The sequence below is a fragment of the Ruficoccus sp. ZRK36 genome, assembly GCF_019603315.1.
In the GTDB taxonomy this organism is placed as follows: Bacteria; Verrucomicrobiota; Verrucomicrobiia; order Opitutales; family Cerasicoccaceae; genus Ruficoccus.
In genome coordinates this window covers 3,579,531-3,592,070 of record NZ_CP080649.1, presented here as the reverse complement: position 1 = coordinate 3,592,070, position 12,540 = coordinate 3,579,531, and the positions used below count along the sequence as shown (strand labels likewise).

General features: G+C 62.3%; 12 protein-coding genes. 7 read left to right on the top strand and 5 right to left on the bottom strand.

All coding sequences use genetic code 11. From position 1 onward, the window contains the following. The first annotated feature begins 13 nt into the window (after positions 1-13). From K0V07_RS15645 to K0V07_RS15635, 3 genes are all read left to right on the top strand, one after another. Positions 14-361, top strand: a complete 348-nt coding sequence (locus tag K0V07_RS15645; RefSeq protein ID WP_220622328.1) for a phenylpyruvate tautomerase MIF-related protein — start codon at positions 14-16, stop codon at positions 359-361. Between the two features lie 256 nt (positions 362-617). Continuing rightward, a complete protein-coding gene (queC, locus tag K0V07_RS15640; protein ID WP_220622327.1) occupies positions 618-1,325 on the top strand; it encodes a 7-cyano-7-deazaguanine synthase QueC in 708 nt (235 codons plus the stop codon). Continuing rightward, a complete protein-coding gene (locus K0V07_RS15635) occupies positions 1,319-1,747 on the top strand; it encodes a 6-carboxytetrahydropterin synthase (RefSeq protein ID WP_220622326.1) in 429 nt (142 codons plus the stop codon). The genes queC and K0V07_RS15635 overlap by 7 nt, the downstream gene beginning before the upstream one ends. A gap of 188 nt (positions 1,748-1,935) precedes the next feature. On the opposite strand, the gene K0V07_RS15630 is transcribed toward K0V07_RS15635, so the two are convergent. The 4 genes from K0V07_RS15630 to K0V07_RS15615 all read right to left on the bottom strand — a co-directional run bounded on the left by K0V07_RS15630 (position 1,936) and on the right by K0V07_RS15615 (position 6,029). Continuing rightward, the gene (locus tag K0V07_RS15630) at positions 1,936-3,960 is read right to left on the bottom strand and encodes a thioredoxin domain-containing protein (RefSeq protein WP_220622325.1); all 2,025 of its coding nucleotides are present in this window, start codon (positions 3,958-3,960) and stop codon (positions 1,936-1,938) included. 144 nt (positions 3,961-4,104) lie between these two features. After that, the gene (locus K0V07_RS15625) at positions 4,105-4,587 is read right to left on the bottom strand and encodes a hypothetical protein (protein WP_220622324.1); all 483 of its coding nucleotides are present in this window, start codon (positions 4,585-4,587) and stop codon (positions 4,105-4,107) included. Positions 4,588-4,760: 173 nt separating this feature from the next. Beyond that, positions 4,761-4,940 (bottom strand): hypothetical protein, encoded by a 180-nt coding sequence (locus K0V07_RS15620; protein ID WP_220622323.1) that lies wholly within the window; start codon positions 4,938-4,940, stop codon positions 4,761-4,763. Between the two features lie 285 nt (positions 4,941-5,225). Next, complete coding sequence (locus K0V07_RS15615) at positions 5,226-6,029, bottom strand: CPBP family intramembrane glutamic endopeptidase (RefSeq protein WP_220622322.1); 804 nt, start codon at positions 6,027-6,029, stop codon at positions 5,226-5,228. 119 nt (positions 6,030-6,148) lie between these two features. On the opposite strand from K0V07_RS15615, the gene K0V07_RS15610 reads away from it, so the two are divergent. Beyond that, positions 6,149-7,168 carry a polyprenyl synthetase family protein gene (locus K0V07_RS15610; RefSeq protein WP_220622321.1) on the top strand — a complete coding sequence of 340 codons (1,020 nt, stop codon included), beginning with the start codon at positions 6,149-6,151 and terminating at the stop codon, positions 7,166-7,168. A gap of 205 nt (positions 7,169-7,373) precedes the next feature. Here K0V07_RS15610 and K0V07_RS15605 read toward each other — a convergent pair whose 3' ends face one another. Next, positions 7,374-8,537: a glycosyltransferase gene (locus K0V07_RS15605; RefSeq protein ID WP_220622320.1), complete on the bottom strand. Its 1,164-nt coding sequence runs from the start codon at positions 8,535-8,537 to the stop codon at positions 7,374-7,376. A 174-nt stretch (positions 8,538-8,711) separates the two neighbouring features. On the opposite strand from K0V07_RS15605, the gene K0V07_RS15600 reads away from it, so the two are divergent. From K0V07_RS15600 to K0V07_RS15590, 3 genes are all read left to right on the top strand, one after another. Continuing rightward, positions 8,712-9,200: a 6-carboxytetrahydropterin synthase gene (locus K0V07_RS15600; RefSeq protein WP_220622319.1), complete on the top strand. Its 489-nt coding sequence runs from the start codon at positions 8,712-8,714 to the stop codon at positions 9,198-9,200. A 167-nt stretch (positions 9,201-9,367) separates the two neighbouring features. Then, complete coding sequence (acs, locus tag K0V07_RS15595; protein WP_220622318.1) at positions 9,368-11,326, top strand: acetate--CoA ligase; 1,959 nt, start codon at positions 9,368-9,370, stop codon at positions 11,324-11,326. 297 nt (positions 11,327-11,623) lie between these two features. After that, positions 11,624-12,535 (top strand): transporter substrate-binding domain-containing protein, encoded by a 912-nt coding sequence (locus tag K0V07_RS15590; protein ID WP_220622317.1) that lies wholly within the window; start codon positions 11,624-11,626, stop codon positions 12,533-12,535. Positions 12,536-12,540 lie beyond the last annotated feature (5 nt).

Sequence of the window (12,540 nt, the reverse complement as noted above, 5' to 3'; positions counted from 1 at the left end):
GGTACCTTCCCATATGCCGTATCTTAATATCCAGACCAATCTCGCGGTGTCGGAGGAGGCCCGCCACCTCCTGCTCAAGCGCTCCTCCAAGCTGACCGCTGAGCTCCTCGGTAAGCCCGAGTCCTACATGATGGTCGCCCTCAAGCCCGACGTGCCCATGAGCTTCGCCGGGACGGAGGACCCCGTCGCCTACCTGGAGCTGCACGCTCTCGGGCTGGCCGCCGACAAAACCAAAATCCTCAGCAAGGGCCTATGCCAGCTGGTCGAGGACGAGCTGGGCATCCCCGGCGAGCGCATCTACGTAAAGTTCGCCAGCGCTCAGGGAGCCATGTGGGGCTGGAAGGGCGACACCTTCGGATAAGTGCGTGACCGCACAGGACATTGATGGGGCTAAGCCCCATCGCTCACTGCGTTCGCTACCCCTCAATGACCAACTACTCGAAAGTGCAGGCTAAATGCTGGTCCAGCCGGACTTGCCGCGGGTGCAGGGCTGCGTAAGCCCGGCAAAAAATAAAACATCGACTCTGAGCGGGTTTTGCGCACGCTCATGCGACTTCCCTGCTAGGAAATTCCCAGGGGTGGGGCGGCACGAGGCCGCCCGCAAACTGAATTTCATCATGAAAGCGATAGTTGTTTATTCCGGCGGTCTGGACTCGACCGTCCTCTTGTACGACCTGTTAAAAAGCGGCCACGAAGCGGCCGCGCTCTCGGTCAACTACGGCCAGCGCCACCGCAAGGAGCTGGACTGCGCCGCCCAGGTCTGCGCTTCGCTCGGGGTCGAGCACCGCGTGGCTGATCTGTCCGCCGTGACCGGCCTGCTCGGTGGCAGCAGCCTGACCGATCCGTCCATCGCTGTGCCGGAGGGCCACTACGCCGAGGACTCGATGAAGCAGACCGTCGTGCCGAACCGCAACATGCTGCTGCTCTCGCTGGCTACCGCCTGGGCCATCTCCCAAAAGGCTGACTGCGTCGCCTATGCCGCGCATGCCGGGGACCACACCATCTACCCGGACTGTCGCGAGGAGTTCACCGATGCGCTCGACCGGGCCGTCCGCCTGGCCGACTGGCATGAGATTTTCCTGCATCGGCCCTATGTCCAGCTCTCAAAGGCTGACATCGTGTGCAAGGGCGCCGAGCTGGAGGTACCCTTTGCGCAGACCTGGTCCTGCTATCAGGGCGAGGACAAGCACTGCGGACGCTGCGGTACGTGCATTGAGCGTCGCGAGGCGTTTCATCTGGCCGGGGTCGAGGATCCGACGCCCTACGCCGACACGGCCCCCTCTCTGGAAGAGCTCATCGCCAACGACTGGAGGCTGTCGTGCTAACCTGCCGCAAGACCTTTAGCGACATTCCCTTTGCCCACCGCCAACACTGCCACGACGGGCATTGCGCGCTGCTGCACGGGCACAACTGGACCATCCACGTCACCTTTGGCTGCCGCGAGCCGGACGCCAACGGCTTCGTCGTGGACTTTGGCAAGCTCAAGTACCTGCGGGCCTGGATCGATAAAAACCTCGATCACGCCTGTGTCTTTAACGCCGATGATCCGCTGCGCGAGCGTATCGTCTCCGGCCACCCGGACGCGTTCAAGATCTACCTGGTCGAGAGCTGCTCATGCGAGGGGCTTGCCCAGCACCTGCACGGGGTCTTTGACCAGCTCGTGCGTGAAGACTCGGAGGGGCGCGCCTGGGTCACCGCCGTCACCATCGACGAAGACTCGAAGAACTCCGCCACCTACAGCGCGTGAGGCAGGGCACGCCCGCACAAACGCTCGGCGTTTGATCCGATTGATGGGGCTCTGCCCCATCGCTCCTTGCGTTCGCTGCCCCTTTCTCTTTTCACTTCGTACGCGGAGTTCCTTTGAGCAGGCATCAATCGCCGTTGTCCATGGCTCCACGAAGGTGGAGTCATCAACGCCACCGGATGCAACCCGGCCTAGAGGTAGTTAGCGACTTCGGTTGGGTCGGTGGTGGGGGCGGAGCAGGTGGTGCCGACGCACAGCTGGTAGCCGTCGGGCTGGGCCGGATCGTCGCTCAGGCTGACGTAGACCTGTCGCCACGGATACTCGACCAGAGCGGCGCGCAGCGGCTCCAGATCAGTCGTACCCTTGACCTTGATCGTGGCCAGTCCGGCAGCCTGCTGAGTGTAGGCGGAGAGGGCGTGGGCGACGGCGGCCGGGGCGCGCTCGGTCAGGCCGGGATAGGCCTGGCGCAGCTCGTTCATCTCCTTGGCGTACTTCTCCTCACCGGTGAGCGTGTGCAGGGCACTGAGGCTGTGTAAAAGGCTGGAGTTGCCCGACGGCGTGGCGTTGTCGAACCACATCTTTTTGCGGGCGACAAGCTCCTCGGCGTCGTCGGCGATGGTGTAGAAGCCCACCTGCGCGGCATCCCGGAAGTGCGTGAAGACCGTCTCCATGAGTGTGACGGCGCGGTCGAGGTAAGCCTGTGCGGTGCCGGGCTCGTGCCAGTCTGACCACGCGCCGAGGGCGAGCAGCGCTTCCATAGTGTAGGCGTAGTCGTCGAGGGTGGCGGTGACGCGCGGGCCGGACTCCGGGTAGTAAACCGCGTAGAGGCGGCCATCGTCGGTGCGCAGGTTTTCCCAGAGGAAGTCGGCAGCCTGACGGGCACGGGCGAACCACTCCTTTTTGCCAAAAGTGACGGCGGCGGTGGCCATGCCACGGATGGCGAGGGCGTTCCAGGAGAGGAGGACTTTGGGGTCGCGGGTGGGGGCGGGGCGCTTCTGGCGCTCGGCGAGAAGCTTCTCACGGGCCGGGGCGAGACGGGCGCGCAGCTCAGTGCCACCTCCGGCAAAGCACGGGTTCGAAGCGCCGGAGCTGCCGAAGTTACCCTTCTGGGTGATGAGGTAGGCGTCGTTAAACTCCTTGGCCTCCTCTGGGCCGAGGATGGACTCGATCTCCTCGGGAGTCCACACGTAGGTCTTGCCCTCGACGCCGTCGGCGTCGGCATCGAGCGAGGCGTAAAAGGTGCCGCCGGGGGCGCTCATCTCGCGCTCAAGCCAGCCGATGGTCTCGGCCACGACATCGGCGTAGAGCGGCTGCCGGTAGCGCTGCCAGCCCTTGGAGAAGAGCGAGAGCAGCAGGCCGTTGTCGGAGAGCATTTTCTCAAAGTGCGGGATCATCCAGAACTTGTCCGTGCTGTAGCGGCAGAACCCGCCCCCGATCTGGTCAAAGATGCCGCCCCGCGCCATCCCGGCTAAGGACTTACGGATGACGTCGTTGAGGCGCATCGACAGCTGCGGGTTGGAGTCGGCAGCCTTGGTGGCGCGGATGGCCAGCAGGAAGTCAAGCGTCATGGACGGGGGGAACTTCGGGGCATCGCCAAAGCCGCCCCACTCATCGTCGTGCTGGCCGCAGATGGCCTCGGCGGCGGTGATCAGGGCCTCGTTGGGCAGGGGAGAGCCGTCCGCGCCCATGGGGACGTTGGCGGCGACGAGGTTCTTGGCGATGTTGTCGGCGTTTTCCTCCAGCTCGGCGCGGTTCTTCTTAAAATAGTCGGCGATGCGCATGATGAGCTGGGGCCACGGGACGATGCCCTGGCCGCGGTCCTCGGGCGGGAAGTACGTGCCCCCGAAGAAGGGCCGCCCGTCCGGCAGGCAAAAGGCGTTCAGGGGCCAGCCGCCGTGCTGGTTGATCATCTGGACGGCCTCCATGTAGACCTGGTCCACGTCCGGGCGCTCCTCGCGGTCCACCTTGATGCAGACGAAAAACTGGTTCATCAGGCCCGCGATGTACGGGTCCTCGAAGCTCTCCCGCTCCATCACGTGGCACCAATGGCAGGAGCTGTACCCGATCGAGACGATGACAGGCACGTTGCGGCGCTTGGCCTCCTCAAAGGCTTCCGGGCCCCAGGGCTGCCAGTGCACGGGGTTCTCGGCGTGCTGGCGCAGGTACAGGCTGGCCTCCTCGGCGAGGCGATTGCGGGAAAGGTCGTTTTGAGCCATAAAGCCCTAGAGGGGAACCCGACCCGCCCCGGATGGCAAACGCAAAGCGCGGTTTTATTGAGGGGGATTAACCGCAAAGACACGAAGACGCAAAGGGGGGGAGCATCTTTTACATCATCGATGAGGCGGAGCCTAAGCACGTCCTCAGGGAATGTCAGCGGCGGGAGTCTCTTTCGGCAGGTGGCCGGGGGCAGGCGGGTTGTCGACGCGCTCATAGATGAGTTCGTGGCCCTGCGGGGTGGACAGGGTAAGCGTGCCGTCGACCAGCGTGTAGGAGGAGGGAACAGGTGGGGCGCCATCCTTGAAAAAGGTAAAGGTCTTTGCGTCGATAGCGTAAGTGCCGGGGGCGATACGGTGCTCGGGGTGGTTGCAGCCGCTTTCGATAGGCCAGAGCCGGACCGAGCCGTCGGCATCGAGACGCATGTAGAAAGGCACCGCGATGCCCTGACCGTCAGCTTTGACCAAGCGCCAAGTCCCGAGGACGGAGAATACTTCCGGGGATGGAGTGGGGGCGTCGTGGGTGGCAGTCAGTGTTTTCGTGTCGGGAGTGACGGGGTACGTATCGTCGGAGCGGAGAGCGGCGGCCGACAGCGTCAGCAATACGAGAAACAGGAGGGCGGCTTTCATGATGCCGTCAGGTCATAGACCGGCGCAGCGCGTAAAACAATCCTGGCACTGTGCCGTTTACGTGACGGGCACGGCGGATGCATTCTTTTACTTATCCGCGATCTGCTCGATCATCCGGATGGTGTCGGCCTTGATCAGAAAGCGCTTTTGCTTGCTGTCTTCAATAATCACAATCAGACCGACGTTACTGGAGAGGTGGGAGCGAAAAACTCCTTCCGCTTCACGATGAGGAAAATCAGGAGGCCGATTCCGAGTAGCGTGCCGACAGGGATGGCGGTCAGCATGAGGGTGCTGTACACGATCAGGAACCAGAAGAACCACTTCGCGCGGTATTTCTGACCGAAGAGGGACACTGCAACAAATATAAGCCCCAGAATGTATGCTGGGAGAGCAAAGAGCGCTGGGGTTTGGGCAGCTGCTATTGGACCAGCAAACGCGTCTGGGTCGGTTGTGCCGACTTCAGCGATACGCTCGAATACCTGCAATAGTTTGATCACCGAAATCGACACTCCAATCATCGACCCGACCAAAAGAACAACTGCGATAACCGCCAGTGTCCGGCCGGGCTGGCGTTGGTTGGGGTGGGGATGGTTGCGCCCAAAGGCGCAAGTGGGGGAGTGGGGGGATGGCGTCACGACCTAATACAACCCCACCACGTGGCCCTGGACAAGCTTTATGACAAACACGCCGACGTTGCTGGCGAGGTGGGCGGCCATGCAGGGGATGAGCGAGCGGGTCTTGTTCAGGCCGTAGAAGCGCACGGTGTAGAACCACAGGGAGTTGGCGAAAACCAGTGCGGTGCTGAACCAGCCTTTGACCCCGAAGTCGAAGCTCAGCGAGCCCTGCCAGAACTGCCAGCCGGGGACGCCCTCGGGCATCTCCAGGTCCCAGACAAAGGGGTGCAGCGCGGCAAAGAGGAACGAAAAGATAAAAATGCTGCCCACGAGGGCGGCGGTACCTTTTTTCGTGACCACGAGGTAGCCGCGGAAGATCAGCTCCTCGAAAAAGGCGGCGGCACAGATCGAGAGGAGGGCCAGCCAGGTGATGTCGCTCTGCTCGGCGGAGACCCCCAGGGCGATTTCCCCGAAGGTTTCGACCGCCAGCAGGATGAGCGCCCCGACGACAGCCACGATCACGCACAGGGCGGAGCAGGCGGTGGCCCCCGGGAAGGCCTTTGGGTTGGGCTCGCCGCGCTTGTTGGCCTTAAAGTCGTCCAGCCACAGCTTGAACAGATAGATACTGGCCGCGAAAAGGATCACGATCATGAGCGGATCGCTCTGCATATCGCTCTTGTTGTCCTCGGCGGGCAGCTCCTCGGGGGCCTGTGTGGTGGCCGTGGTGACGGGCTCGGCCGCATCGGGGGCAGCGGTAGCAGGGGTTTCTGACTGGGCCAGCGAGAGAAAAATCGGCGTGGCAGAGGCGTCGGTGGAGGACGTTTGCATAGCGGATAAAGGTTGTGAGAATGGGCGGATGCTTTGACAAAAGCTGACCCTTGGTGAAGAGTCTGTGAAAACAGGGGTTGAGGTTTTCCGTCCAATCTGCCAAACCGCAACGGTAAAATATGCTGACCGCACAAAATAAAAGCCAGCCGCGCCCTCCGGCCTTTGACGACATCGTAAAGCCGGTGGTCCCGCATATGCAGGCACTGGACAGATTTCTTGACACGCAGGTTGAGCGTTTCGAGACGGATATCCGCGATCTGGTGCGCTACAGCCTCCAGAACCAGGGGAAGCGTCTGCGCCCGCTGCTGGTCTTCTTCGGAGGCTGGCGTGAGGATGTGGTCAGCCCTGAGCTGGTACGTGCCGCCGCCGTTGTCGAGCTGGTCCACCTGGCCACGCTGATCCACGACGATATCCTCGATGATGCCACGCTGCGCCACAACTCGGACACCGTGAGCGCGCGCTATGGCTCCACCGCCGCCGTCTTGCTGGGGGATGCACTCTTTTCTCAGGCGCTGGTGCTCGCCGCCGAGTTCCCGACGGTCGATGTGTGCCGGGCGGTTTCGCTCTCCACTCGCCGCGTGTGCGCCGGGGAGATTCGCCAGACCTTTGAGCGCGGTAATGCCGACTTTTCGCTGGAGGAGTACTTCCGGGTCATCGACCTGAAGACCGCCGAGCTGTTCTCGGTCTCCTCGCACCTGGGCGCTTCGCTGGCCGGCTACGAGCCGGAGTTCGCCGAGGCTGCCGGTAAGTTCAGTCGCCACCTGGGTGTGGCCTACCAGATTTTTGACGATTTGGCCGACTACCTCGGAGACGAGGAAAAGATCGGCAAGACCCTCGGCACCGACTTGGCCAGTGGTAAATTTACCCTGCCGGTGCTGGTTCTGCTTCAGCGTTTGCCCCGTGGCGAGCAGAAGCTCTTCCTGCAGCGCGTGCGCCGTGGGGAGCTGGAAGCTTCGCAGCTGGTCGAGCTGATGAAGGACTACGCCGTCATCGCCGAGGTGAGCTCCAGCTTTGAGCAGGAGCTGAACAAGGCCGAGGCCGTTCTGGAGCCCTTTGCCGAGCTGGAGCCGGTCCCGCGTCTGCGCGCGCTCAGCCAGTTCGTGCTCAGCCAGTTCCAGCGTCTGGCCGTCGGCTCCTAGTGTCCCGTTAGCCAAGAATTAACAGGCCACGAAAAGGCGCAAAAAACACATAATGCGCCATCAATGGCTGAACCGCTCTGCGCCTTTGTGTCTCTGCGGTGAAATATTTTTACTAAAGACTTAGCTGACTCCACACTAAGCTTCGCGGCTAAAGGTCCTGAGGGGGGATTGCTGCTGTGGTCGAGGCAGGCCCGCTGACTGACTTTTAGTCTGTGGCGCTATCGGCTGGGCTGCCCACCCGGCCTTTCCACTCGCTGCCGCGTCCGGCATGGTGGGCGCGGGCGGAGTCGATCGTGGCCTTGAGGTAAAAAACCGAGACGAGCGGCAGCAGGGGAGCCTGCAGGAGGTTGCCTTGGTAAAAGCGTAGCATCGGGATGTAGGTGGCGCTCATCAGGGCCCAGGCAGCCAGCGGGATCAGCCGCCACACGCCCGGGATCAGGAGGGTGCCCAGGACCGGCACGAGGAAGACCAGCGCCATGCCCAGCAGGCAGCCGACGAGCACGGCGGGCGAGTGGTTGAGCTGGGTGTAGGCGGTGCGACGGATCATTTTTAAAATACCGTCCAGCCCATCGTAGCCGCGCAGGCTGTGCGAGTCCTGAGTCAGCTCCAGGCGGATGGGGCCGGTGCGCTTGAGCCGGGAGGCCAGCGAGCAGTCGTCGATGATCGCCCCGCGAATAGCCTCCATGCCACCGATTTTGGCTAAATGCTCGCGCCGCACCAGCATGCATCCTCCAGCTCCGCCGGAGAGGCGGTCGGTGGGGTTGTTGACGCGCGGGAACGGATACAGCAGCCGGAAAAAGTGCACAAAGGCCGGGATGAGGAACTTCTCCCAACCGGTCAGAGCCCGCAGCATGACCATGCGCGAGTTGAGGGCGAGTTGCTCATGCTCGGCCTGGGCAACGAGTTTACGCAGCACATGCGGCCCGTGAAAGATATCCGCGTCGGTCAGCCAGACAAAGCCCGGTTGCTCGTCAGCGGCAATGCCATGGGTGATGCCCTGATGCATGGCCCAGACCTTTCCCGCCCAACCCGCCGGGAGGTCCTCGGCGTCGATCACCTGTAGGCGGTCACTGGCCTTGAGGGCTTTGGCGGCCTGCCGGGTCTCGGCCACGGTCTTGTCCTGGCTGTGGTCATTGACGACGATCACGCGCAGCTTACCGGGGTAGTCCTGCAGGAGCAGGCCGGTCACGCACTGGCCGACGCCGTCCTCCTCGTCCCGGGCCGGGACGACCGCGACCACATCGGGCCAGCTTGGGGGTGTTTCGATGGGATCGACCGGCAACTCGACGCGCCAGAACTGCCCTTTACCGAAGGTCAAGACGAGCCAGATGACGAGGGAAAGGCAACTGAGGATGAGTAAAAGGATCACGGTGGTGCTTGGAAAAGGGTGGGGCGTTGTCTTGCGGCGGTTGAGACACGTTGTGCCATCGACGGGACCGTGCTGGCAAGGCGCGTTTTACCCGTCGCTGTAAAAGCCGCGGCCGTGGCCGGTTGCGTGTGTTTTGCCTTTCCCCGGATCGGATGTCTGGCATAGTCTGATCCGATGCCGCCGCTGACGACCCTGGAACTGGCCAAGGAGCACTTCAAGTTCTCCGCCGGACACTTTACGATTTTTTCAGCCGAGGTGCGGGAGAACCTGCACGGGCACAACTGGAATGTCGGGGTCGAGATCACCGCAGAGGTCGGTGACAACGGACTGGCCTTTGACTACGCCATCGCCAAGCGCCAGGCCGAGGCATACTGCGATGAGCTTAACGAGCGCTTTCTGCTCCCCGGCGAATCTCCCTTCCTCAAAATCGAGGAGACCGAGAGCGGGCTGACGGCGGTTTACGGCGAGGAGCGGCTGCCCTTTCTCAAGCGCGATGTCTGCGTGCTGCCGCTGCGCAACGTCACCGTCGAGGAGCTTTCGGCTTGGTTCCTGAAGCGCTTCATGGAGGACCTCGCCTCGCAGCCCGAGCTGCTCATCCACGCCATCACGGTACGGGTGTACTCCGGCCCCGGCCAGTGCGCGACCGCCCGGTGGAAGCGCTAGGGGGCGTGACCGCAATGGACACTCCGGCTGGGCAGCAATAGAGTGATGCGTGAGCATCACAGGTGCAGGACTCTGTTCTGCCTCCGGGTGCCACCCGGACTTTTCATTTGACCGTGAGTTAAAACTGGGGATATTAAGGCAACTGTTCACCTCTAGTTGTTTTTGTTATGAGTGATCCCCTTACCTCTCCTGAAGCCCGTCTCTTTCACCCTTCTAACGAATTCGCGGCCGCGGCCCATGTCGGCAGCCTCGATGCTTACCACAAGCTGCACCAGCGCAGTCTGGATGACCCGGAGGGCTTCTGGGGCGAAGTCGCCGCCGAGCTGACCTGGTCCAAGCCCTGGGACCGTGTCCTCAACGCCGACAACGCGCCTTTCTTCAAGTGGTTCGAGGGCGGGCGCACGAACATCACCGTCAACTGCCTCGACCGCCATATCGAGGCCGGGCAGGGGGACAAGACCGCCATCCTCTGGGAGGGCGAGCCGGGCGACACCCGCGAGCTGACCTATGCCGAGTTGTTGCAGGAGGTCTGCCGCTTTGCCAATGTCCTGAAGGGCCTCGGCGTGGGTAAGGGTGACTCCGTCGCCATTTACCTGCCGATGATTCCGGAGCTGGCCGTCGCCGTGCTGGCCTGCGCTCGCATCGGCGCGGTGCACTCAGTGATTTTTGCGGGATTCTCGGCTGAGTCGGTGCGCGACCGTGTGCTTGATGCGTCCTCGAAGTGCGTCATCACTGCCGACGGCTCGTGGCGTCGCGGTAAGGAGCTTTTACTCAAAAATATCGTGGACGATGGCGTGGAGGGCTGCGACTGCGTCGAGCAGGTGCTCGTCATCCAGCGCCATCTGGCTAAGGAGCCTTTTGCCCACAACTGGACCAAGGGGCGCGACCACTGGTTCCATGAGGAGGTAGCCCGCGTGTCGGACGAGTGCCCGGCCGAGGATATGGACGCCGAGGACATGCTCTTTCTGCTCTACACCAGCGGCTCCACCGGTAAGCCCAAGGGCATCATGCACACCGTCGGCGGCTACATGGTCTACACCTACCTGACCACAAAGCTGACCTTTGACCTTAAGCCTAACGACGTGTACTGGTGCACGGCGGACATCGGCTGGATCACCGGACACAGCTACATCGTTTACGGCCCGATGGCTAACGCCGCCACCCAGGTCATGTACGAGGGGGCTCCGAACTTCCCGGACGAGGCGCGCTTCTGGGACATTGTGGAGAAGTACCACGTCTCGATCTTCTACACCGCGCCCACCGCTATCCGCGCCTTTATGAAGTGGGGTGATGCCTTCCCGCAAAAGCACGACCTCTCCAGTCTGCGCTTGCTCGGCACGGTCGGGGAGCCGATCAACCCCGAGGCATGGATGTGGTACCACCGCGTGATCGGCGGCGAGCGTTGCCCGATTGTTGATACCTGGTGGCAGACTGAAACCGGCGGGCACATGATCACCTCGCTGCCGGGGGCAGTCCCGGCCAAGCCCGGCTCGGCCACGCTGCCGTTCCCGGGGGTGGATGCAGCCGTCATCGACGAGAGCGGTGAAGAGGTCGAGCGCGGCCTGCTCGCCATCCGTAAGCCCTGGCCGGGCATGCTGCGCGGCATCTGGGGCGACGAGGAGCGCTTCGTCAACACCTACTGGTGCAAGTGGGGCGGCAAGTACTATTTCCCCGGAGACGGGGCGATCCGCGACGAAGACGGCTACATCTGGGTCACCGGTCGCGTAGACGATGTGGTCAATGTCTCCGGTCACCGTATCGGTACGGCCGAGCTGGAGAGCGTATGTGTGGCGCACCCGGCGGTGGCCGAGAGCGCCGTCATTGGCGTGCCGCACGAGATCAAGGGTCAGGGGCTGGTCGCCTTTGTCATCATTCGCACCGGTGCTGAGGGCGAGGAGTCGTCCTGGCGCACGGAGCTGATGGCCATGGTCGATGAAAAAATCGGCAAGTTCGCCCGCCCCGAGAAGATCGTCTTCTCCGTGGACCTGCCGAAGACCCGCTCCGGTAAGATCATGCGCCGCCTGCTGCGAGACATCGCCGAGGACCGCCCGCTGGGTAACGTTACCACGCTGGCCGACCCGTCGATCGTCGAGCAGATCAAGGTCAAGTATCAGGAAAGAGCGTGAGTAAACGGGTTGATTTTTCGGGCTTGCGCAGCCCGCACCCGCGGCAGGCAAAGCCTGCACTTTCGGTCCAGCGTCCGAGCTGCGCTCAAACGTTGGACCGCCATGGAGATTTCACCTGACACGATCCCGCCATTTTCCGTCCAATACGATTGGGGTTTGGTAGCACTCCGGTTTTGATGTTCTTCTATCAGCGGCTTACTGAAACGATGCGCACTCATGCCGTGCGCTTGAGTTTAGGGTTGCCGCTGGGGTTGGCCTGTTCAATGCTGCGCAGCAATCCTCTTTCTCATCGAAACTATGATTTTATCCGCTGCGCGACTGTCGTGGGGCCGTCTTTGGATCGGTCTGTTTGCTATTCTCTCTATCGGCCTGCTCTCGGCCACTGCCGCCGAGTCTGCGGATGCTGATAGCCCGGTCGCTCCGGACTACGCTGGCGCCAAGACGTCCGCCACTCAAAAGCAGGTAAGTGGGGACGGCCCGCTCGCCCCGGATTTCGCGAAAGGCGTCACTCCGAAGACCGCCGCCAAGCTGCGGGTAGGGGTTAACCCGAGCGGCCCGCCCGTCATCTTTTTACAGGGGAACAAAGTCTCCGGTATCGAGGCTGATCTGGCCACCTACCTCGGCAAGTCCATCGGGCGCGAGGTGGAGTTTGTGCAGCTGCCTTTCCATCAGTTGATCCCGGCCCTGCTCGATAACAAGATCGACATCATCATGTCGGGTATGTCCTTCACCGAGATGCGCGCCATCCGGGTGAACTTTTCCCAACCGTACATGAAGGTCGGGCAGATGCCGCTGGTGCACCGCAGTGAGCTGGGTAAGTACAGCAACACGCTGGGCCTGCTCAATACCAAGGGCCGCGTCGGTGTCGAAAAGGGCACGACCGGGGATCTTTTCGTACAGGAGAACTTTATCTACGCCGAGCGCGTGCCGTACAGCGATGTCAATGACGCCGCCAAGGATCTGGCCGCCGGTAAGATCGACATGGTGATCGATGACTCACCGATCGTCTGGTGGCTGGCCTCCGAAAATGAGGACAGTGGCCTGGCGCCGATGGTCGTTTCACTTACTGAGGAGTATCTCGCCTGGGCTGTCCGCAAGGACGACCTCGAGCTGCTCGAAGAGTGCAATACCTTCCTGACGCAGTTCCGCAGCTCGGGTGATCTCCACAAGGTGATCAAGAAGTGGCTGCCCTACGCCACGGATTTGTAATCCCC